Genomic DNA, 21,352 nt, shown 5'->3' on the forward strand with positions numbered 1-21,352 from the left:
TTGCTTGTTGAGCGTAGCGAGACCGTCACAGCCTTGCTATCGCAACCGTAGCCGCACGGTTCGAGGGGTGAGAATGGCAAAGAAAGCAGACAGTTCTAAGGGCGGGGACCTCGGTTTCGAGGCCGAGCTGTTTAAGGCGGCGGACAAGATCCGCGCCAATATGGAACCTTCGGATTACAAGCACGTCGTGCTCGGCCTGATCTTCCTCAAGCATATTTCCGATGGCTTCATGGCCAAGCGCGCTGAACTCGAAAAAGAGTATCCGGACGGCGTCGAGGACGAGGACGAATACCGGGCTGACAACGTCTTCTGGGTGCCCAAGCCCGCCCGCTGGGCGCACCTGCAGGCCAGCGCCAAGCAGCCGGGTATCGGAAAGCTGATCGACGAGGCAATGCTCGAAATCGAGAAGGTGAACCCTTCACTCAAGGGTGTGCTGCCAAAGGACTACGCCCGCCCTGCGCTGAACCCCGTCATGCTGGGCGAACTGATCGACCTTATCTCCGGCATCGGTTTCAAATCCGATGAGGGGCAGAGCCGCGATGTGCTCGGCCGCGTCTACGAATACTTCCTCGGCCAGTTCGCGGGCGCTGAGGGCAAGCGCGGCGGCGAGTTCTACACACCGCGCTCGGTTGTGCGCACGATGGTCGAGATGCTGCAGCCGCATGATGGCCGCGTATACGATCCGTGCTGCGGATCGGGCGGCATGTTCGTGCAGTCCGAAAAGTTCGTCGAGAACCATGGCGGGCGCATCGGCGACATTGCGGTCTATGGTCAGGAATCAAACCATACGACCTGGCGGCTCTGCATGATGAACCTCGCGGTGCGCGGGATCGATGCCGACATCCGCTGGAACAGCGACGGCAGCTTTCATCGTGACGAATTGTCGGACCTGCGCGCCGATTACGTGCTCGCCAACCCGCCGTTCAACGTGTCCGACTGGGGCGGCAACCGGCTGCGTGAGGATGGGCGCTGGAAGTTCGGCATACCGCCTGCGGGCAATGCGAACTTCGCTTGGCTGCAGCACATCCTGCACCATCTGGCGCCTGCGGGCACGGCGGGCGTTGTGCTGGCCAACGGCTCGATGTCCTCCACGCAGAGCGGCGAGGGCGAGATCCGGCAGGCGATGGTCGAAGGAGACGTGATCGACTGCATGATCGCGATGCCCGGCCAGCTGTTCTATTCGACGCAGATCCCGGTGTGCCTGTGGTTCCTTGCCAAGGACAAGTCGAATGGGCTGGTCGGCGATGCCAAGCTGCGCGACCGGCGCGGTGAAATCCTCTTCATCGACGCGCGCAAGCTCGGTCACATGGTCGACCGCACCCGGCGCGAGTTTTCGGACGATGACATTGCGCGGATCACCAGCACCTACCACGCTTGGCGTGAAGGCAAGGATTACGAGGACGTGCCGGGCCTCGCCTATTCGGCGAGCCATGAGGAGGTGGCGAAGCACGGCTATGTGCTGACGCCGGGACGTTATGTCGGCGCGGAAGATGTCGAGGATGTCGGCGTGCCGTTTGCCGAGAAGTTCGCGACGTTGCAGGCTACCCTCGAGGATCAGTTCGATGAGGGTCAGCGACTGACCAACATTATTCGAGAGAAGCTATTGGGGCTCACCGTCGATGATTGATATCAGGCAAGGCGGCACTCTGGGAGATTTCGCGGGGCTACAGCGTGGCACTACCTACAAGAGCAAGTTGCTAGGGACCGAAGGACCGTGGCTTCTGGGACTGGCCTGCATTGCTCGCAATGGTGGTTTTAAAGCTGATAACCTCAAGACCTACGGCGGTCCCAGTGATCCGAAAATTCTAGTCGGCCCTGGTGATATTCTCGTCTCGCTCAAAGATGTAACACAGGCGGCTGATTTACTCGGATCGGTCGTGACCGTTCCAGCCTCCATTGATCAGGGGCGTTTGACGCAAGACACCGTTAAACTCGTGTTCGACGACGACTTTTCCGAACGGAAATACGTCTATTGGTTGCTGCGGACACCGCAGGCACGTGATCACTGTCGGCGTCATGCAACCGGGACCACGAATCTCGGCTTGGCGCGAGAGGATTTCCTCGCGATTGAGGTGCCGCCTCTCGACGAAGGTCGTGAACTTCTCCTGCAAGTCCTTCAGGCCCTCGACGACAAGATCGAGTTGAACCGGCGCATGAACGAGACGCTGGAGGCGCAGGCGCGGGCGCTGTTCCGCGACTGGTTCGTCGACTTCGGCCCGGTCAAGGCCAAGATGGCCGGCGACACCCCCTATCTCGCGCCGGACCTCTGGTCCCTCTTCCCCAATCGCCTCGACGACGGTGGCGTGCCGGAGGGGTGGCTAAGTCAACCGCTAAAACAACATGTTCGGGTTGAACGGGGGTTGAGTTATAAGGGCAGTGGTCTGGTTGAAGCTGGTGAAGGCCTGCCCCTTCACAACCTCAATTCGGTAATCGAAGGTGGTGGATACAAACAGCATGGCCTCAAGCATTATGATGGGGACTACAAGCCAAGACATCGCGTTGAGGTTGGCGATGTTCTGGTAGCCAACACCGAGCAAGGCTTCGATCACTTGTTGATAGGGTTTTCGACGTTAGTCCCGGCTTGGGTGGGGGAGAGCATCTTCAGCCACCACTTATACAAGATAATTCCGCTGGAGGGATCTGTCTTAACTCGACCCTGGCTGCATTACGCTCTTTCCTCGTCTCCCATTGGAGAACGCATCCGAAGATTTTCAAACGGCACTACCGTTAATATGCTGCCGAAAGATGCTTTTGAAATTTCCGAAGCTGTGATTCCATCCGAGGGCCTAATCCAAGCATTTGATGATTTCGTTTCGTCGGCGCTGAGGCGGTCCGAGAAAGCCGAAGATGAAAGCCGCACCCTCGCCCAAACCCGCGACCTGCTGCTGCCCAAACTGATGTCCGGCGAAATCCGCGTCGGCGATGTGGCGAGTGAAGAGCTTTCCGCTGCATGAGCAACGATCTGGACTCGACACTCTGGAAAACAGCGTGGCGCTTCTCGGACACCCGTATCCAGGCTCTGACGCGCAAAGTAATCCACGGCCTGCAGCGTATGCCGGCAAGCGGCATTTTCGGGGACGATTACCGGTTCAAGTCCGTCTGGGACGAGTATTGCCGAGAGGTGCAGGAAGGCCCGCATCCGATGCTGGAAGCGGCGTTCGCCCAAACTGTCGATCCGATGATAGCGTGGCACATCGACCAGCTGGATCATTCCGAACGCCAGCTGTTGGAAACTGCGCTGGCCGAAGGCGCAGAAGAGTGGGGCGACATCGCAACAGCCGTCCGTAAATCCTTGCAAGGGATTGCGATTGATCGCGATTTACGCAAGCTCGAAAACTATTGATTACGCAGCGGGAGATGCGCGCGTGAATAAACTAACGATCTTTTTCACGCGCCCCCTGTTGCGAGCTGCTCCCACATGTCGTGTGAGCCATGCAGACGCTGGTAGAGAGGTCATCCTTTGACAAAACGGGAGAATCCGGTCGCCGATCAGCTTGGTCCCATGGCAGCGGCCTTGGCTCCCATCCGGCAAAATCTACCGGGCATGGCTAAAGAGCGCGAAATCCTGCGTGTTGTAGCGACGATTCCGGCGCACGAAGATCACGACCTCCTGGACGCGGCGCGGGATGAAGTTCTTCGGTGGGCCCGCAGACGCGCAGCAGGCGAATTGCCGAAAGAAGCCTGGGAGGGGCAATCGTTCGAAGCGCTGGCGGCTGGTCGAACAACGATGGCTGCTTTGGTCACGGCGGGAGACAGCGTGCTCTGGTCATTGCGCGGAGACGACCCGGACAAGGCCGTTCCTGGACGGATCTGGTCGACCGAAGTTAGCCTTGGGCGCAAAAGCCCGGCGGACGATATCCAGCTTGGCGTTCGCCTCGTGGTCAACTCGGCTGAGCCGGAGTTGACCATCGAACCAGCGGTCCCCGGACTTGTTCGGCAGGTGGTCGATCGGTGCGGACTGCGGGACGGCGATGTGCCGATGCACAGCAGCGCGAACCATGCTGCCAAACCGGAGCACGTGGCTACACTCCTCGAATGGCTCCATTCAGGAACCCGGCGTCTGCCCATTATCGTAGCCACTGAGGATGAACGCGCAGACAACTCGCGCAACGCGTGCTTCGATGTCGACGATCTCGCTGCAAAAATGTGTGGCCTTGCTCACGTAGTATGGGTCCCTGCCGATCTTACGTTCGGACTAAGTGATGCCCTCGGCAAATCGCTGTCGGTCTTTCACGGCGGTGTGCGGGTCTATGAACCCGGTCTTAGCCTGCTTGATGACCCGCGTGACCATCGCCTAATCCTCGGTCAGGTTGTTGACCGTGACCCTCAGAGCGTGGCTTCAGAGCTCCGACGCGTAATAGCGCGTGAAAGTCTGCGCCGCACTCGGCTTGGGCACGATGTCCTCTCATTCGCCGCCGTGCGTAGCGCGGCGACGCGTGCGACAAAGGAAGCTCGCACGAGCGAAGGCGCCGGTGATAGCGAAAAGCTGAGTGCCGCACTGGCCCAAATTGAAGCGCTGACGAAACAAGCTGAAGAGCTGCAATCGCAAGTCGATCAAGCATGGCAATTGTCGGAAGATGAAAGCAGCCGTGCCGAAGCCTCAGAGCGACAGTTGCACGCATCATGGGCGCGAATCGAAACGCTGGAGGATGCTCTATCGAAATCAGAAACTGCGCTCGATGCCGCGCCGGATCCGGAGACTTGGGACGAATTTGGCGAGTGGTGCGATGCTGCCTTCTCGGGCAAGCTGGCATTGACGCCTTCAGCCCGGCGCGGCCTTCGGAAAGCACTTTTTCAAGATGTCGCTATTGCGGCAGAATGCATTCGCTGGCTGGCCGGAGACGCTCGCAAGAGGTTCGTCGAAGGCGGCGGGGCGCTGGCAAACATTCCGGTCTTTGATGGTATCACGAACGCCCCCTGTGGCGGCGACGAATACGTTTTCGATTACCAAGGGCGGCGGTTGTCTGCCAATTGGCACCTGAAGAATGGGGGGAATACCCGCCAGCCCGAACGATGTTTGCGCATATATTATACGTTCGACGCGCAATATCGGCAAATAGTCGTGTCCGATATGCCGGCGCACATTAGAACCGCTGCCAGCTAAGGTCGCATGTGAAGTTTCTCAGGGGGAATTGGGTGTCGACACAATCGATTGATTCAAAAGATCTTCAGATCTCGGATGTCTTCAAGGACTTTTACCGCGTTCCTGATTATCAACGCGAGTATGTCTGGGGCGAGTCCGACCGCAAGGGAGAGCGCGGTGACGAGGTCGATAAATTCCTCGACGATATCTACCGGGAATTGGATGCCGCGGATGGAAAGGAGCCGCCGGAATACTTCATTGGCACGATCGTAGTGTGCAAAGGCGAAGATGGCGTGTTCGACCTGATTGATGGTCAGCAGCGTATGACTACGTCCTTCGTGACCCTTTGTGCGATCCGTGATGCGCTCGAAGATCTCGACGCGGACATCCCTGATACGCTGACGTCGCAAATCGCGGCGGCATCGACAGACTGGAAGGGTGACACCGTCGGTCGCATGCGCCTCGATCTACAATATGAAGACGCACAGGGCATTCTGGCCAAATATGGCGAAGGTGAAGGCTTTGATGCGCCCGCGGAAGGCACCCGTTCAATCACCAATCTCGCGAACGCCTACAAGGCAGTGCGCGAATTTCTGGCTGCAGAACTTTCCGATGACCGGCAGAAGATTCGGCTTTTCTACGGCTATTTCACGAACAAGGTGAAGCTGATCCGCATTGAAACGCCAAATGTAAGCCGCGCGTTGAAAATCTTCGAGACCATCAATGATCGCGGCGTCGGGCTCGATGCGATGGATCTGCTCAAGAACCTGCTGTTCATGCATGCCGATGCGACGCAGTTCGATGCCCTCAAGAGCGTTTGGAAGGACCTGACCCAGACCCTCTACGATGCCGGCGAGAAACCACTCCGCTTCCTTCGCTATTTCATCATGGCCAACTACAGCAGCGACGAGAAGCTCCGGGAAGACGAAATTTACGGCTGGCTCTCGAGCCATGCCAAGGAAACCGGGCACGAGAATGACCCAGTCGGTTTCGCTGACAAGCTCAAGGCCGCTGCGACTGCCTATGCATACTTCCTCGATGGAAGGGGACCGGACGGGAAAGACGTTCGCGCTGTTGCGAACTCACGTAAGCTCGGTGGCAGTGCCATCAAGCAGCACTTCATCCTTTATCTGGCCGGTCGTCATCTGAGCTCGCCGATGTTTGCGAGACTAGCGCGCGAAATTGAGAACCTACTGTGTGTATGGTTGATCGCGGGCGTTCCTGCCAAGGATTACGAGCGGCAGATCGCCAAGGCCGCAACAAAGCTTCAATCTGTATCGACGCAAGAGGATCTTGATGACTTCATTAGCGAATACATTTCGTCGCAAAAGCGTCGACACCGGGACGATTTCCATCGCTGGATGGCTACCATGCACACGTGGGATTTGCGCCAGTATCGCCTCAGGTATTTACTGGCCAAGATAACGCAGCACGTCGAGATCGAAGCGCGAGGTAGCGACGGGCTGGAAGACCTCGGTCACTTTCTCGATACGAGAAACGACATCGAGCATATTTACCCGCAAACACCCACCGATGCTGCATCGGAAGAATTCGGCGAGATAGGCGAAGACGAGGACATCGTTGAGCGTCTTGGAAATCTGCTGTGGGTTGAGCAGGCGATCAACCGGGCGGCGGGCAATAAGCCATACTCAAAGAAGCTCCCGCATTATGACAGTTCGTCATTCATTTTGGCTCGATCTCAGGGGACCATCAAGCTCAACGGGGTGAATGATCAGATAACCCAGACCGTCAAACGCCTGCGACCTGAAACGGAATGGAACGTCGAAGCGATCGAACGGCGGCAGAACTGGATGGCTGACCGGGCGATGGAAGTTTGGGAGGTGCCGGCGAAGGCGGAATCCCCGGACGAAGCGGCAGAGTAATTCGTGAGTAAGTTCGTTGAAGACTACGTCGAGGAGGCGGCGCTCGAATGGCTCGGTGAACTGGGCTGGACGATCGCGCACGGACCCGATGTGTCTCCGGACAGCCAGCAGCCTTTGCGCGCTGCCTACCAGGATGTGCTCTTGCTCGACCGTCTGCGCGATGCTGTGGGGCGGTTGAACCCATCAATCCCCGCTGACTCGCGCGAAGAGGCCATTCGTCGCATTCTAGCAAGCGAAACGCCATCGCTGATAGAAGAGAACCGGCGGCTTCATCAATATTTGGTCGAGGGCGTGCCCGTCGAATTCTACGACGATGGCAAGATGCGCGGAGACCGGGTTCGCCTGATTGATTTCGGCGGTAGCGACGGGTTCGATCACAATGACTGGCTGGCAGTGAATCAATTCACGGTCATTGAGCAGGGACACAATCGCCGCCCGGACGTGGTGTTGTTCGTCAATGGCCTGCCTCTAAGTGTTCTCGAACTGAAAAACCCGGGCGATGAGAACGCAACCTTGTCCGGCGCCTTCAACCAGCTCCAGACTTACAAGTCACAAATACCTTCTCTGTTTCGAACCAATGCTGTGCTGGTCACGTCTGACGGCATCAAGGCGCGAGCCGGTTCTCTGACTGCAGATGAAGAGCGCTTCATGCCCTGGCGTTCGGTCGACGGTGAAACCATCGCGCCTACAAGCGATCCCCAGCTCGAAACTCTCATCAAAGGGGTATTGGACCGGGGCAACCTGCTTCGTCTGCTGCGCGATTTCACAGTTTTTGGCGATACAGGCAGCGGGATTGTCAAAATTGTCGCGGCGTATCACCAGTTCTTCGCTGCCCAGAACGCCTTGTCAGCAACGCTTCGTGCTTTGCCCTATGCGACTGCTAGAGGCGACGGCCCGTTACGCGAAAGTCCGCTCAACTATGGTTTGCCAAGTCAGACAGAGCAGGCGCCGGGCGACAAGAAGATCGGGGTCATCTGGCATACGCAGGGTTCGGGCAAGAGCCTGCTGATGGCGTTCTACGCAGGTCTGCTCGTTCGCGATCCTGCATTGGAAAATCCCACCGTTGTAGTCATCACGGACCGTAATGACCTCGACGACCAGTTGTTCGGCACCTTCTCCATGTGCAGCGATCTCATCCGTCAGAAGCCGGTTCAGGCCGACAGCCGCGATGATCTGCGCGTGCAGCTTGACCGGGCGGCGGGCGGGGTGATCTTCACTACGATCCAGAAATTCGCGGCGGCCGAGGGTGAGGACGAACTCGCACCTGTTAGTGAGCGGCAAAATATCATCGTGATCGCGGACGAAGCGCACCGATCGCAATACGGCTTCCGCGCGCGCATCGACACCAAGACAGGCAAACGCGCTTATGGTCACGCTAAGTATCTGCGTGATGCCCTTCCGAACGCATCCTTCATTGGGTTCACCGGAACGCCGATTGAGAAGGACGATGTGAATACGCCAGCGGTGTTCGGCGACTATGTCGATATCTACGATATCAGCCGCGCGGTCGAAGACGGTGCCACAGTGCCGATCTATTACGAAAGCCGATTGGCGCGCATCGAGCTGCCGGAAGATCAGGTGCCACTTATCGATGCCGAGGTGGAGGAACTGACTGAGGATGAGGCTGCCTCGGATCAGGAAAAGCTGAAAGCGCGTTGGGCTGCAGTCGAGCGCTTGGTGGGCAGCAAGGCGCGGTTGAAGCTCGTCGCTGCCGACCTGGTCGAGCATCTCGAGCGGCGTCTGGAGGCTTTGGACGGCAAGGCAATGGCGGTATGTATGAGCCGCCGGATCTGCGTGGCTCTTTACGCTGAAATCGTGGCCCTCCGTCCCGACTGGCATTCGGATGATGTATCGCAGGGTGCCGTGAAGGTTGTTATGACCGGGAGTGCTTCGGACCCGCAGGAATGGCAAGCGCACATCGGCGGGAAAGCACGCCGGGATGAGCTGGCGAAACGCGCCAAGGATCCGACTGACCCGCTTAAGCTCGTGCTGGTGCGCGATATGTGGCTGACCGGCTTCGATGCTCCGTCGATGCACACGATGTATATCGATAAGCCGATGCGCGGCCATGGTCTGATGCAGGCCATCGCGCGCGTGAACCGCGTTTTCCGCGATAAGGAAGCCGGGCTCGTTGTCGACTACATCGGTATCGCCCAAAACCTGAAAGCAGCGCTTGGTATCTATTCGCCATCCGACCGCGAAAAGACCGGTATCGACGAAAAGTTGGCGATCCGCGTGATGCTCGAGCGCTTTGAAGTCGTAAGTAACATGTTCCATGGTTTCGATTGCGGGCCGGGAATGCGAGGAACACCGCGCCAGCGATTGAAGTGTCTCGCCGAAGCGCTCGAGTGGATTTTGGCTCGTCAGCAAGAAGCGGCGCAGAAGGAAACGACCGATGAGGCAAGGAAGGCTGCGCATCGCCGTTTCCAGGATTCGGTCTTGGCCTTAAGCAAGGCCTTTGCCTTGGCCTCCGCAAGTGATGAGGCAAAGGCCATCCGCGATGAGGTGGCTTTCTATCAGACTGTGCGAGCCGCACTGGTCAAAAGTAGCGGTGCTACAAAATCCAAGAAGGATCGCGAACTCGCGGTTCAACAGCTGATCGACAGATCGGTCGTCTCGACGGAAATTATCGATATCCTGCAAGCGGCGGGTATGGCCTCGCCAGACATCTCGATCCTATCCGATGAATTTCTGGCAGAAATGCGCGATAGCGAGCGGCCCAATCTGGCGCTTGAAGCCCTAAAGAAGCTGCTGGCCGACAAGATCCGGTCGAGGTCGCAAACCCACGCTGTCGAAAGTCGGAAATACTCCGAGCGGCTAACGGCCGCCATCGCGCGCTATCATACGAATGCGGTCAGCACTGTCGAGGTGCTGCAGACGTTGATCGAACTCGCGAAAGAGATACGCGAGAAAATGGCGAGAGGCGAGGACCAAGGGCTCACCGACGAAGAGATCGCCTTCTACGAAGCGTTGGCGGACAATGAGAGCGCGGTCGATATCATGGGCAACGACAGCCTAAAAATCATCGCCGCTGAACTGGTCGAGAACCTCAAGGCGAACGCGAGTGTCGATTGGGCGCACCGTGAATCGGCACGCGCGAGAATGCGAGTTCTGGTGAAACGCATCCTGCGCAAATACGGTTACCCACCAGACCTCCAGGACGCGGCTGTGCAGACTGTTATCCAGCAGGCCGAGCTCCTCGCAGCGGCGTGGTAGATAGCGCAAACGATGGGATCTGCGACAATTCGCCGTAATGTTGCAGCCTTTGCCGGACTTACAGTTGCAAAGCCATGATTGACGATCACCATACATCTCTTGCGGGCCGATTTATACACGGATCGACTGACGGGCTTTTTATTGGAGATTGGGCCATTGTCTGAAGGAAAGGCATATGTTGTAGCTGAAAAAGCTCATTGCCTCTACGAACCGCATCGGGAAAGCGCCATCCGTTGCACGCCGCCGCTAGGAACAGAAATAGCGGTAATTCGCGAAGAAGGCGACTGGGCTCTCGTAAATGTCTTTGGGAAGAAAGCTTGGTCACACAAACATAATATTTCCCAACACCCCGGCGAGATTCGAGAAACAGAGCTTGTCGGAACGGAGCCCAAGTTCAACAGGGATTATTCGGCATCGAAGATGATCGAATATGGCCCACGTGGAGGTAGGTTTGTTAGATCACCCTCCGGTTTTAAGCGATACCTATAGGATCCACATCGCAATGAGATGATCGCATACCATCGCCATACCCCTTTATCTAGATGATGGAAGCTGGTGGGACGGCGCAATGCCGGACTACCCGCCAGACCGGTAATGCACTGGTGCCAAGATCGGTATTTTGACGCCTCATCTTACTGGCGTCCTAGTCGCGAGGCGTCCGATCTTACAAAAGATCTAGCCGCCATAGATTCTCACAATAATTTCCCAGTGTTTTAAGTGCCCATCTTTGTCAGGTCGGGCGCGCCATTTTCCCCCAAGGTTAACGTCGGCAAGACAACGGAACGGCAATGTGTCGGGTTTTTTGACAAGCTGCGCGGTTGTTAACTTTTCGAAAACCATCGTCTTGAGCCGGATTGTCGGACTCGCGTGAACTGGCACGCGCCATGCTTCTTTTCCAATGTACCTTTCGAGGTCTTCGTTAGAGGCGGGGCCGTTCCCCATGGTCCCCACCTGTCTCCCGGCCCCGCCTCGCCCGAGCTTTCCTGACATCAACCGCTCCCCTGCAGCGCTGCCAGACGCGGCTGAAGCATTGCGATGACGCAACGAAAAATCCGCCGCCGAGCGCAAGGCCCGGCAGCGGATCGGAATGGGCAGTTGGCCCCCGAAGGGGCGGGTAAATGTCAGGAAGCCTTCGCGACCTGCTTTTCGTCGAGCAGGGCCTGCAATTCGCCTGCTTCGTACATTTCCATCATGATGTCTGAGCCGCCAACGAACTCGCCCTTCACATAAAGCTGGGGAATGGTCGGCCAGTCGGAAAAGGCCTTGATGCCCTGGCGCACTTCCATGTCCTGCAACACGTCGACGCTGTCGAAGGCGACGCTGCAATGGTCTAGGATCGCCACCGCGCGGCTGGAAAAGCCGCACTGCGGGAACAGCGGCGTCCCCTTCATGAACAGGACGACATCGGAATCGCCGACGATCTTGGCAAGGCGGGCGTTGATATCAGACATGGGGGCACTCACTGGTAAATTCGATCATGACAATCACTTGGGCACGGCAGTGGTCACTTGCAAGGCGTGGAGTTCGCCTCCCACCCGCTCGCCGATCGCGGCATAGACCATCTTGTGCTGCGCCACGCGGCTCTTGCCGACGAAGGCCGCGCTGGTGACGCGTGCGTGCCAGTGATCGTTGTCGCCCGCCAGGTCGATCATCTCGACCTCGGCATCGGGCAGGGCGGCGCGGATCAACGCCTCGATTTCGGCTGCGGGCATTGCCATCGGCTTTGGCCTCAGCTTTCGCTCATCAGTTGGCGGCGCGCTTCAACCGCACATTCGGCAAGCTGCGCGCGCACCGTGGCTTCGTCGACATCGCAGCCGGCCTGGGTGAGATCGCCGAGCACCTTGCGGATCACGTCCTCGTCACCTGCTTCCTCGAAGTCGGCCTGAACGACCGCCTTCTTGTAGGCTTCGGCTTCCTCGGGGGTGAGGTTCATCAACTTGGCGGCCCATTCGCCCAGCAAGCGATTGCGGCGCGCGGCGATGCGGAAGGTGGTGTTCTCGTCGAGGGCGAACTTGGCCTCCTCGGCGCGTTCGCGGTCGTTGAAACTGGTCATGCGTGGGTCCCCTCAGGAAAAAAGCTAGGCGGCAGCCTTCGTGCCGCTTGCCACCCACGGTTGCTCGCGGCGCAGGCGGTCTTCAAAAGCGCTGATTACGGCATCGCTTTGCATCGTCAATCCAACTTCGTCGAGCCCTTCGAGCAGGCAGTTCTTGCGGAACGGGTCGATCTCGAAGGTCCAGCGGTCCTGGAAGGGCGTGCTCACACTCTGGTTTTCGAGGTCGATGGTGATGGGATCGGTCTGGGCGACTTCCATCAGCCGGTCGACCGCTTCTTGCGGCAGGGCCACGGTAAGAATACCGTTCTTGAACGCGTTGCCGCTGAAAATGTCGGAAAAGCTCGGCGCGATCACGGCCTTCACGCCCATGTCGAGCAGGGCCCAGGCGGCGTGTTCGCGGCTCGACCCGCAGCCGAAGTTGTCGCCTGCGATAATGATCGGGGCACCGGCGAATTCGGGATTATCGAACACCGAATCGCCGTCTTTGCGCAGTGCCTCGAACGCGCCTTCGCCAAGCCCGTCGCGCGTAACGGTCTTGAGGAAGTGCGCGGGGATGATGATGTCGGTATCGACGTTCTTCATCCCGAACGGATAGGCGCGGCCTTCGACCTCGGTCACTTTCTCCATCAGTCGGTCTCCGGTGCTTCGCCCGAGGGTATCGGTGGCAACTGCTCGGCCTCGTTGACCGACTTCTTCTTGCGCGAGGTGAACAGGAGCGCTGCGGCAATCGCGGCCGAGCCGATGGCAGCGCCTGCAAGGGCGGCCTTTCCGCCAGGGATCTTCGTCTTGGTCATAATGAGGCCAGATGCGCGCGCGGCGGCCCGGTTGCAAGGGTCAGCCGAGAAAATTGCGCAGTGTGAGCCAGCGCTCGGTCTTTTCTGCAAGCGGCATGGCGGCATAGGCGGCGCTGGAGGAGGGCAGGTCGACCAGCTCGGGCGCGGTCTGTCCGGCCAGCTGTCTGCGCCCGATCCTGGCGGACTTCGCGCCGTTGAAGGCGAGGGCGCGCAGATGGGGCAGGCTGGCGGCGAACTCGGCTAGCGGGTTTGCCTCGTGAGATCGAATGGCGGTGTCGAGGCTGCCGCTGCGCTCCGCCGAGGCGACAGTGTCCCACAGGCCAATGCGATGGGCGCGCAGGGTGGCGATCCGGGCCTCATAGTCGAGCGACACCAGATCGCACCCGATCACCGCGCCGACGAGATGCCAGAAGCCATTGCCCGGATGCGCATAATAACGCCGCTCGGCGAGCGAGCGTTCACCCGGTAGCGAGCCGAGGATGACGAGGCGCGTATCGCTATCGACGACCGCGCCGAAGCCGCTTTTACGCAGGCTCACGCACCAGTTCGCGCACGTCGGTGAGGCGTCCGGTTACCGCCGCCGCTGCGGCCATGGCGGGCGACACGAGGTGCGTGCGCGCGCCCGGACCCTGCCGGCCGACGAAGTTGCGGTTGCTGGTCGAGGCCGAGCGTTCGCCCGGAGGAACCTTATCGGGGTTCATGCCAAGGCAGGCCGAGCAACCCGGCTCGCGCCATTCGAGGCCCGCCTCGGTGAACACCTTGTCCAGCCCTTCGGCCTCGGCCTGCAGCTTCACGAGGCCCGAGCCGGGCACCACGATGCCCCACTTGATGTTCGGGTGAACCTTGCGCCCGCGCAGCACTTCGGCGGCGGCGCGCATGTCCTCAATGCGGCTGTTGGTGCACGAGCCGATAAAGATGTTCTGCACCTCGACCTCGGCCAGCTTCTGGCCGGGCGTCAGGCCCATGTATTCGAGGCTCGCCTGCGCCGCGCGCTGCTTGTTCGGATCGGCAAAGCTCATCGGATCGGGAACCGCGCCCGAAATGCCAACGGTGTCCTCGGGGCTGGTGCCCCAGGTCACGGTCGGCTCGATCACCGAAGCGTCGATCACCACCGACTTGTCGAACGTCGCGCCGTCGTCGGTGTGGAGCGTCTTCCAGTAGGCAACGGCCTCGTCCCACTCGGCACCCTTGGGGGCCAGCGGACGGTCCTTGAGATAGGCGAAGGTCGTCTCGTCGGGCGCGACCAGGCCTGCGCGCGCGCCGCCCTCGATGCTCATGTTGCAGACGGTGAGACGCGCCTCGATGCTCATCTGTTCGAACACCTTGCCGCGATACTCGATCACGTGGCCGGTGCCGCCAGCGGTGCCGATGGCACCGACGATGTGCATGATCAGATCCTTGGCGGTGACGCCGGGGCCGAGATCGCCCTCGACGCGCACTTCCATCGTCTTCGACTTGCGCAGCTGGAGCGTTTGCGTGGCGAGCACATGCTCCACCTCGCTCGTGCCGATTCCGAAGGCCAATGCGCCGATGCCGCCGTGACAGGCGGTGTGCGAATCGCCGCAAACAATTGTCGTGCCGGGCAGCGAGAAACCCTGTTCGGGGCCGACCACGTGGACGATTCCCTGCTCGCGCGCCGTGGCGCCGAAATATCGGATGCCGAATTCGGGCGCGTTCTTTTCCAGCGCCGCGAGCTGCTGCGCGCTCTGCGGGTCGGCGATCGGAATTCGCTTGCCCGCCGCATCGACGCGCGGGGTGGTGGGCACGTTATGGTCAGGCACGGCCAGCGTCAGCTCGGGGCGGCGCACCGTGCGGCCAGCCATGCGCAGCGCCTCGAACGCCTGCGGGCTGGTCACCTCGTGGATGAGGTGGCGGTCGATGAAGATCAGGCAGGTGCCATCCTCGCGCTGAGCGACGACATGGGCATCCCAGATTTTTTCGTAGAGTGTTCTGGCGGTCATGATGCGGGGCAGATAGCGATCCTTTGCCCCCTCGCCAAGTCGGCGCTCGCCATACGGGCGGTGATCGGGCATAATAGACACCTTGGCAAAAGTGCCTCCGGTAGCTATTTGAAACTTATGGCAGCAAATTCCCACACCATGCCGATCACCATCGAAGCCGACGACATCGACTTCATGGGGCACGTCAACAATGCCCGCTATCTGGGCTGGGTGCAGGACGTGGTGCTGGCGCACTGGAACAAGTTGGCCCCGGCGGAAGAGGCCGCGCGGATCGCCTGGGTCGCGCTCAAGCACGAGATCACCTACCGCAAACCCGCCTTCCTGGCCGACGATATCAATGCCACCACGGTGCTGGAAAAGGTTGCCGGCGCGCGCGCGTTTTACAACACGGTGATTGCTCGGGGTGAGGAAGTCCTGGCTGAAATCAAGAGCATGTGGTGCTGTCTTGACAAGGATAGTTTGCGCCCCTCGCGGATCGACCGTGACGTGGCCGAACAGTGCTTCGGCCTGCCGCGCAAGCAGGATACCTATCGCGGCGATTGAGACGCTCGCATCTGGCAAGGTGCAACGGATGGGCCTATAGCTTGGCCATGACCGATGTTCTCCTCCCCGCGCTGATCGTGCTGGCCACCGTTGCGTGGATGGAATGGGTCGCCTGGGCGAGCCACAAGTACATCATGCATGGCTGGGGCTGGGGGTGGCACCGCGACCATCATGAGCCGCATGCGAATCCGCTAGAGAAGAACGATCTTTATGCCGTGGTCGGCGCGGCGATGAGCATTGCCATGTTTGCGCTCGGTTCTCCCATGGTGATGGGCGAGCATGCCTGGTGGCCTGCGACGTGGATCGGGCTCGGTATCCTGTTCTATGGCATAATCTACACGCTGGTTCACGACGGACTGGTGCATCAGCGCTATTTCCATTGGGTACCCAAGCGCGGCTATGCCAAACGGCTGGTGCAGGCGCACCGGTTGCATCATGCGACCGTGGGCAAGGAAGGCGGAGTGAGCTTCGGCTTCGTCTGGGCGCAAGACCCGGCAAAGCTCAAGGCCGAACTGCGCCGCCAGCGCGAGGCGGGGATCGCCGTGGTCCGTGAAAGCGCGCAGCCGGTAGGACGCAACCTCTAGCCGCTTACGCCTCGGCGCGGGTCCAGAGCCATGCAGCTACGGCCGCAAGGCAAGTTAGTGGGATCAGCGCAATCGGAAAGCCGACCGTGGCCGTGGTGATCGCCCCGGCAATCGCCATGGCGATCACTGCCGATTTCTTTGCCTTGCGCGAGATCGCACGCCTTTCGCGCCAGTCGCGCAGGGGCGGGCCATAGACCTTGTGGTTCTGCATCCGCTCGGCCCATTCGGGATGGCCGCGCAGGAAGCAGAACAGCGCCACCAGCAGGAACACGAAGCCCGGCATAAGCGGCAGCACGATGCCGATCCAGCCAAGGCAGAAGAAGAACGCTCCGGCGAGGGTCCAGAGCCGGCTGTTCATGTCAGGCGCTCGCTATTCGCGCCGCATGCTCGCGCACCAGTGCGATCATGTTGGGGACGCCTTGCGTGCGGTTGGAGGAAAGCTGGTTCTTGAGGTCGAACGGTTCGAGCGCTGCGGCTACATCCTTAGCGGCGACTTCCGCGGCCGGCTTGTCCTGCACCGCCGATACCACCAGCGCGACGATCCCCTTGGTGATCGCGGCGTTCGAATCCGCGAGGAAGTGCAGTTTTTCGGCATCGCCCGTGGGATAGACCCAGACCTGCGCCGAGCACCCGCGCACCAGCGTAGCGTCGGTTTTGAGCGCGGTGGGCATTTCCTCCAGCTCGCGGCCCAGCTCGATCAGCAGGCGATAACGTTCGTCGGCATCGAGGAAGTCGTATTCCTCGTGGATGTCTTCCAGACTTCTCAAAACAATCTCCGCTCACCCTGAGCTTGTCGAAGGGTTGCTCTTCTTCTTGCGACGCAGCATTTGAAGGAAAAGCAGTCGTAGGCCTACCGGCCAGCTTCGCTTCCCACAAGCTCAGGACGAGCGGGACAAATTGCAACCGGCGGGGCAAGAAATCACAGATCAACCCCGCTGGCGATGGCTTCGAGCTTGCGAATACGTTCCTTGAGGTCGGCAATCTCGATTCGTGCCGCGCCTTCGCGCGATCCACCGAAGCGCTCGGGCGATCCGTGCGCCGTCTCCAGCTCGCGCAGCTTCAGCGTCAGCCAGCCCTGCCACATCACCAGGGCCACCCCGGCGAGGATCGCCAGCGACAATACCGCGCTCAATGCCATCAGCATGCTCTCGCTCATTGCGACTTGCTCCTTTCGTCACGCAGTTGCTCGATTTCGCGGGCGAGGCTGAGGCTTTCGCGGTCCTCGGTGGCGATCCGTTCGAGCACCTTCACCCGGTCGCGCAGCTCAGCCAGTTCGCGGGCCATTTCCTCTTCGCGGGCGCGGTCGGCGTTACCGTCCGAGACGGGATTGCCCCACATGTCGCGCACCACACCCTGTTTGCTTTCCTGATGCCTGTTCCAGGCGGCATAGGCCATGCCGCAGATTGCCAGCAGGAAGATCATCGTCCACAGGCTCATTGCGTGCGCTCCTTTGTCTTGGTCGGCAGGTCGAGTGGAATGCCGTTTTCGCGATCCTCGACCTTGCGGGTGTCGCGCAGGGCTTCGATCTGGGTGGCGACATCGTAGCCGCCGTCGGTCACTATGCGTTCGAGCACGCGTACCCGGTCCTCCAGCTGCTGCACCTGCGAGGCATATTGCGCGGCGCGTTCGGCGGTATTTTGGGCGGTGGTATCCACCTGCAATTGCGCGATCTTCTGCTTGTGCTTGGTCCAGATCACCATGATCGGGATGCACAGCGCGATAATCGGGATCATCACGCCGATCAGTCCTGTCAGATCGCCCATTGTCTTGCTCCCTGTCTTGCCTTCAGATTTGCCCGACTCAGCGCAGCCGCTCGATTTCGGCGGACAGGCGCGGATTGCTGCTCACATAGTAGCTCTCCACATCGGCCAGGCGGCGGTCGACATCCTTCATCCGGGCGCGGATTTCGCGCGCGGTGCGCTTCGGGCTCTGGCGAACCGACTGCCAGTAGCGTGTCTCTTCCGGCTCGGCGTAAAGATAAGGTGGCTTCTTGTTCAGGATCACGCAGGCGATAACATAGGCCGGGATCGTCCAACCGCCGGTGGCAAAGGTCAGGAACACCGTGGCGATGCGCACCCAGAAGGCGTCAACGCCGGTATAATCGGCAATCCCTGCGCAAACACCAAACAGCTTGGCGTTCTGCTTGTCGCGATAGAGCTTGGTGCGGGGCGAGTTCATGCGCGGGTTCCTTTCTTCTCGGCGAGCATCTTTTCGAGTTCGTTCAGCGGGACATTATCGATTTCGCGGTCGGCGTGGATGCGCGCGGGCTTGAACTCGGGGTTGTCGGAGGCGACCAGCCGTTCGACCGTGTCCATCCGTTCATCGAGGCGCTTGGCAAGCTGATAAAGCTCTTCCAGCAGCACTTCGTCGTCGGTGGTGATGGTGGCGGCGGTTTTCCACTTGGTCACGTAGTGCAGAACGATCCAGGGCAAGCCGATGAAGATCGAGGCAATGGCAAAGGCGGGCATCAGATCATCCATGGCTTATCCTTCCTTATTCGCGCTTTTGCCGAGCGCGCGCTTCAATTCTTCCAGTTCTTCGTCGACCTTGTCGCCGCCTTCCAGTTCGGCAAATTCGTCGGCGAGCGTTTTCTTGCCCTTGCCGCCGATCTCGAGCGAGTCGGCGCGGCCTTCGGCATAGTCGACCCGGCGTTCGAGCTGGTCGAACCGGGCGAGCGCCTCGTCGACGCGCTCGTTCGTCATCAGGTTGCGCAGCTTGAAACGGTTTTCCGCGCTTTCAAGGCGGGCCGCGATCTGGCTCTGGCGACTGCGCGCTTCGCGCAGGCGGCTCTGCAACTTGGCGATGTCGGCCTCGTAGGCGCGCAGCGCATCGTCGAGCACGGCGATCTCGGCCTTGAGCTGATCCGACATTTCGGCCGCCTTGCGCCGCTCCATCAGCGCGGCGCGGGCGAGGTCCTCGCGGTCCTTGCTCAGCGCGAGTTGGGCCTTGTCGCCCCAGTCGGCCTGAAGCCGGTCGAGCTTCACGGTGTGGCGGTGCATTTCCTTCTGGTCGGCGATAGTGCGCGCGGCAGAGGCGCGCACCTCGACCAGCGTTTCCTCCATTTCGAGGATGATCATGCGGATCATCTTCGCTGGATCGTCTGCCTGATCGAGCAATTCAGAAAAGTTCGCGGCGATGATGTCGCGGGTACGAGAAAAAATTCCCATCAAGGTGTCTCCGGTATGGATCGCACGGGCGACCGGCGTGGGAGTGGTGCGCAAACGTTCGATCTCGCGATCGAGCCGGGTGCCCTTATCGGCCTTCACGTCCACGCTGCCAAGCGCGGCAAGGTTGAAGGGTGGCTTATTGCTCACGCGAGTGCCGCCGAGGTAATGGGCACCGCCATAGAGGTGGCTGAGGCGCTGCCCGGGGCGAGCGCGGTGAAGGTAACGAAGGCCACCATGGCCGCCACGCTGACGAGCGCGGCTTGACCGAGTTCGCTGGCGAAGAAGCGGGAAGGGGACATGGCGAAAACTCCTGATTGCTGTACGGTCCATGAATTGCAAATGCCGTGCCAAACTGAGATTTACCGAAATTTCATGGACTTGTGAAAAATCCAACGCAGGTGCGATTGGTAATTATTGCCAAGGCTTGGGAAAATTCGCTAGAAATCGGCCATGGAGCGGGCAACGCAATTTATCGGGCAATCGAGTGCCTTCCTTGACGCGGTCGAGCGCGCCAGCCGCGCCGCGCCTATGCGCCGCCCGGTGCTGGTGATTGGCGAGCGCGGGACGGGCAAGGAACTGATCGCCGAACGCCTCCACCGTCTTTCCGACCGTTGGGAAGAGCCGCTCGTAACCATGAACTGCGCGGCCTTGCCCGAAACGCTGATCGAGGCCGAGTTGTTCGGGCACGAGGCGGGGGCCTTCACCGGCGCCACCAAGGCGCGCGAGGGGCGCTTCGAAGAGGCCGACCGCGGTACTCTGTTTCTCGATGAGCTTGGCACCTTGTCGATGGGGGCGCAGGAGCGGCTGCTTCGTGCGGTGGAATATGGCGAAGTCACGCGGATCGGATCGAGCCGGCCGATGCGGGTGGATGTGCGGATCGTGGCTGCCACTAACGAGGATCTGCCCGCGCGCGCCGATGCCGGGACCTTTCGAGCGGACCTGCTCGACAGGCTGAGCTTCGAGGTCATCACCTTGCCGCCTTTACGCGTGCGCGAAGGAGACGTGCCGGTGCTGGCGGACTATTTCGGACGGCGTATGGCCGCCGAACTGGGGTGGGAGGAATGGCCCGGCTATGCCTCTCACGTGGCCGAGGCGCTGGAGGACTTCCCCTGGCCGGGCAACGTGCGCGAACTGCGCAATGTGGTGGAACGTGCGGTCTATCGCTGGGACGACTGGAGCAACCCGATCGGGGACGTGGTGTTCGATCCATTCCAGTCGCCATGGAAGCCGGCCGCGATGCCTGTGCCCTCGGCAAGTCCGGCTCCGGCCGCGTCGGCTGTCGCTTCAGCTCCGGCGCCTGACCGTTTTGACGAGATCGACGATCTGCGTGCGGCAGTTGACGAGCATGAGCGGGCCATTCTCGTCCATGCGCTGGGCCGCAACCGCTGGAACCAGCGTCAGACCGCGCAGGCGCTCGGCCTGAGCTACGACCAGTTGCGCCATTGCATCCGCAAGCACGGGATCGACAAGCAGGAGTGACGCTGCGCGGACTTAACCTCCCGCAAACTCTATGGCGCTAGAAACCCCATGGTAAGCAAGAAAGCAGAGAATTTGAGCGGGATCGGTGTGCCCGTCAGACGAGCAAGGGTCAGCAACAGCCTATGAGACAGCGGATGTCGGTTCCTCGCAGGAGCAGCGCGAATCGCCAGGTGACGAATTCGTCTGCGTTCGGCGGCAATATCGCCCGTTCTGCGTCCCGCCAGACCGACAAGAGCTCTGTAGTGCTCCGCGCGATGGCCTATTTCGGCGCAATCTGCGTGATCGGCTGGATCGTTATGACCTATGGCGACTCATCCGACGAGGCGGCCGCCGATGTGCAGCAGGTGGTCAGCTCGCCTGCGCCAGCCCCGACTGTTGCGCCCACGGTAGCACTCCCGGGCTATATCGACGATGGTGACGCGTTCGATCCGGGCGATGGTTCCCAAACTGCCGATTTCTGGACCTCCGGTCCGAATCCAGCCATTCCGCCATCGCAGGATCCGCTTACGCGCCAGCACTACTGAGTGGCCGTCCGGCGCTCGGTAAAAACTTGCCCATTGCAATTTTGGTCGGGCGGGTCTATCCCGCT

26 protein-coding genes are annotated in these 21,352 nt (G+C 60.2%); 10 read left to right on the forward strand and 16 right to left on the reverse strand.

Features of this window, described 5'->3' with window-relative positions:
• The first annotated feature begins 73 nt into the window (after window positions 1-73).
• The 6 genes from ABDJ38_RS05380 to ABDJ38_RS05405 all read left to right on the forward strand — a co-directional run bounded on the left by ABDJ38_RS05380 (window position 74) and on the right by ABDJ38_RS05405 (window position 10,182).
• Complete coding sequence (locus tag ABDJ38_RS05380) at window positions 74-1,627, forward strand: class I SAM-dependent DNA methyltransferase (RefSeq protein ID WP_346784058.1); 1,554 nt, start codon at window positions 74-76, stop codon at window positions 1,625-1,627.
• The gene (locus ABDJ38_RS05385; RefSeq protein WP_346784059.1) at window positions 1,620-2,954 is read left to right on the forward strand and encodes a restriction endonuclease subunit S; all 1,335 of its coding nucleotides are present in this window, start codon (window positions 1,620-1,622) and stop codon (window positions 2,952-2,954) included. The genes ABDJ38_RS05380 and ABDJ38_RS05385 overlap by 8 nt, the downstream gene beginning before the upstream one ends.
• On the forward strand, window positions 2,951-3,343 hold the full coding sequence (locus ABDJ38_RS05390; protein ID WP_346784060.1) for a hypothetical protein: 393 nt from the start codon (window positions 2,951-2,953) through the stop codon (window positions 3,341-3,343). The genes ABDJ38_RS05385 and ABDJ38_RS05390 overlap by 4 nt, the downstream gene beginning before the upstream one ends.
• Window positions 3,344-3,544: 201 nt before the next feature.
• A complete protein-coding gene (locus ABDJ38_RS05395) occupies window positions 3,545-5,104 on the forward strand; it encodes a hypothetical protein (protein WP_346784061.1) in 1,560 nt (519 codons plus the stop codon).
• 32 nt (window positions 5,105-5,136) lie between these two features.
• Complete coding sequence (locus tag ABDJ38_RS05400) at window positions 5,137-6,966, forward strand: DUF262 domain-containing protein (protein ID WP_346784062.1); 1,830 nt, start codon at window positions 5,137-5,139, stop codon at window positions 6,964-6,966.
• A gap of 3 nt (window positions 6,967-6,969) precedes the next feature.
• On the forward strand, window positions 6,970-10,182 hold the full coding sequence (locus tag ABDJ38_RS05405) for a type I restriction endonuclease subunit R (protein WP_346784063.1): 3,213 nt from the start codon (window positions 6,970-6,972) through the stop codon (window positions 10,180-10,182).
• 1,121 nt (window positions 10,183-11,303) lie between these two features.
• Here ABDJ38_RS05405 and grxD read toward each other — a convergent pair.
• The 7 genes from grxD to leuC are packed head-to-tail and all read right to left on the reverse strand — an operon-like array spanning window position 11,304 to window position 14,993.
• Window positions 11,304-11,633: a Grx4 family monothiol glutaredoxin gene (gene grxD, locus ABDJ38_RS05410; protein ID WP_346784064.1), complete on the reverse strand. Its 330-nt coding sequence runs from the start codon at window positions 11,631-11,633 to the stop codon at window positions 11,304-11,306.
• Window positions 11,634-11,666: 33 nt separating this feature from the next.
• The gene (locus ABDJ38_RS05415; RefSeq protein WP_119592731.1) at window positions 11,667-11,900 is read right to left on the reverse strand and encodes a BolA/IbaG family iron-sulfur metabolism protein; all 234 of its coding nucleotides are present in this window, start codon (window positions 11,898-11,900) and stop codon (window positions 11,667-11,669) included.
• An 11-nt stretch (window positions 11,901-11,911) separates the two neighbouring features.
• Window positions 11,912-12,235, reverse strand: a complete 324-nt coding sequence (locus ABDJ38_RS05420; RefSeq protein WP_346784065.1) for a DUF1476 domain-containing protein — start codon at window positions 12,233-12,235, stop codon at window positions 11,912-11,914.
• A gap of 24 nt (window positions 12,236-12,259) precedes the next feature.
• Window positions 12,260-12,862: a 3-isopropylmalate dehydratase small subunit gene (gene leuD, locus ABDJ38_RS05425; protein WP_346784066.1), complete on the reverse strand. Its 603-nt coding sequence runs from the start codon at window positions 12,860-12,862 to the stop codon at window positions 12,260-12,262.
• Entirely contained in the window at window positions 12,862-13,029 is a 168-nt protein-coding gene (locus ABDJ38_RS05430; RefSeq protein WP_346784067.1) for an isopropylmalate isomerase, read from the reverse strand. Before ABDJ38_RS05430 ends, leuD begins: the two co-directional genes overlap by 1 nt.
• A gap of 40 nt (window positions 13,030-13,069) precedes the next feature.
• Window positions 13,070-13,567: a DNA-deoxyinosine glycosylase gene (locus tag ABDJ38_RS05435; protein ID WP_346784068.1), complete on the reverse strand. Its 498-nt coding sequence runs from the start codon at window positions 13,565-13,567 to the stop codon at window positions 13,070-13,072.
• On the reverse strand, window positions 13,554-14,993 hold the full coding sequence (gene leuC, locus ABDJ38_RS05440) for a 3-isopropylmalate dehydratase large subunit (RefSeq protein ID WP_346784751.1): 1,440 nt from the start codon (window positions 14,991-14,993) through the stop codon (window positions 13,554-13,556). Before leuC ends, ABDJ38_RS05435 begins: the two co-directional genes overlap by 14 nt.
• 114 nt (window positions 14,994-15,107) lie before the next feature.
• On the opposite strand from leuC, the gene ABDJ38_RS05445 reads away from it, so the two are divergent.
• Together ABDJ38_RS05445 and ABDJ38_RS05450 are read left to right on the forward strand one after the other, a co-directional pair.
• Window positions 15,108-15,533 carry an acyl-CoA thioesterase gene (locus ABDJ38_RS05445; protein ID WP_346784069.1) on the forward strand — a complete coding sequence of 142 codons (426 nt, stop codon included), beginning with the start codon at window positions 15,108-15,110 and terminating at the stop codon, window positions 15,531-15,533.
• Window positions 15,534-15,580: 47 nt separating this feature from the next.
• Entirely contained in the window at window positions 15,581-16,117 is a 537-nt protein-coding gene (locus ABDJ38_RS05450; protein WP_346784070.1) for a sterol desaturase family protein, read from the forward strand.
• A 4-nt stretch (window positions 16,118-16,121) separates the two neighbouring features.
• On the opposite strand, the gene ABDJ38_RS05455 is transcribed toward ABDJ38_RS05450, so the two are convergent.
• The 9 genes from ABDJ38_RS05455 to ABDJ38_RS05495 all read right to left on the reverse strand — a co-directional run bounded on the left by ABDJ38_RS05455 (window position 16,122) and on the right by ABDJ38_RS05495 (window position 19,583).
• Complete coding sequence (locus ABDJ38_RS05455) at window positions 16,122-16,475, reverse strand: YbaN family protein (protein WP_346784071.1); 354 nt, start codon at window positions 16,473-16,475, stop codon at window positions 16,122-16,124.
• Window position 16,476: 1 nt separating this feature from the next.
• Complete coding sequence (locus tag ABDJ38_RS05460; protein WP_346784072.1) at window positions 16,477-16,884, reverse strand: SufE family protein; 408 nt, start codon at window positions 16,882-16,884, stop codon at window positions 16,477-16,479.
• Window positions 16,885-17,036: 152 nt separating this feature from the next.
• Window positions 17,037-17,273, reverse strand: a complete 237-nt coding sequence (locus tag ABDJ38_RS05465) for a hypothetical protein (protein ID WP_346784073.1) — start codon at window positions 17,271-17,273, stop codon at window positions 17,037-17,039.
• Complete coding sequence (locus ABDJ38_RS05470) at window positions 17,270-17,554, reverse strand: hypothetical protein (protein WP_346784074.1); 285 nt, start codon at window positions 17,552-17,554, stop codon at window positions 17,270-17,272. The genes ABDJ38_RS05465 and ABDJ38_RS05470 overlap by 4 nt, the downstream gene beginning before the upstream one ends.
• Window positions 17,551-17,880: a hypothetical protein gene (locus ABDJ38_RS05475; protein WP_346784075.1), complete on the reverse strand. Its 330-nt coding sequence runs from the start codon at window positions 17,878-17,880 to the stop codon at window positions 17,551-17,553. The genes ABDJ38_RS05470 and ABDJ38_RS05475 overlap by 4 nt, the downstream gene beginning before the upstream one ends.
• 37 nt (window positions 17,881-17,917) lie before the next feature.
• Window positions 17,918-18,295, reverse strand: a complete 378-nt coding sequence (gene pspC, locus ABDJ38_RS05480) for an envelope stress response membrane protein PspC (RefSeq protein WP_346784076.1) — start codon at window positions 18,293-18,295, stop codon at window positions 17,918-17,920.
• Window positions 18,292-18,597 carry an envelope stress response membrane protein PspB gene (gene pspB, locus ABDJ38_RS05485; RefSeq protein WP_346784077.1) on the reverse strand — a complete coding sequence of 102 codons (306 nt, stop codon included), beginning with the start codon at window positions 18,595-18,597 and terminating at the stop codon, window positions 18,292-18,294. Before pspB ends, pspC begins: the two co-directional genes overlap by 4 nt.
• Window positions 18,598-18,600: 3 nt before the next feature.
• Complete coding sequence (pspA, locus tag ABDJ38_RS05490) at window positions 18,601-19,347, reverse strand: phage shock protein PspA (protein WP_346784752.1); 747 nt, start codon at window positions 19,345-19,347, stop codon at window positions 18,601-18,603.
• Between the two features lie 80 nt (window positions 19,348-19,427).
• A complete protein-coding gene (locus ABDJ38_RS05495; RefSeq protein ID WP_346784078.1) occupies window positions 19,428-19,583 on the reverse strand; it encodes a hypothetical protein in 156 nt (51 codons plus the stop codon).
• A gap of 151 nt (window positions 19,584-19,734) precedes the next feature.
• On the opposite strand from ABDJ38_RS05495, the gene pspF reads away from it, so the two are divergent.
• Together pspF and ABDJ38_RS05505 are read left to right on the forward strand one after the other, a co-directional pair.
• Window positions 19,735-20,763 (forward strand): phage shock protein operon transcriptional activator, encoded by a 1,029-nt coding sequence (pspF, locus tag ABDJ38_RS05500; RefSeq protein ID WP_346784079.1) that lies wholly within the window; start codon window positions 19,735-19,737, stop codon window positions 20,761-20,763.
• Window positions 20,764-20,933: 170 nt separating this feature from the next.
• Window positions 20,934-21,287, forward strand: coding sequence for a hypothetical protein (locus ABDJ38_RS05505; protein WP_346784080.1), 354 nt, complete (start codon window positions 20,934-20,936; stop codon window positions 21,285-21,287).
• The last annotated feature ends 65 nt before the right edge of the window (window positions 21,288-21,352 follow it).

Origin of the sequence: Aurantiacibacter flavus, assembly GCF_039710615.1 — a bacterium.
GTDB lineage: Bacteria > Pseudomonadota > Alphaproteobacteria > Sphingomonadales > Sphingomonadaceae > Alteraurantiacibacter > Alteraurantiacibacter flavus.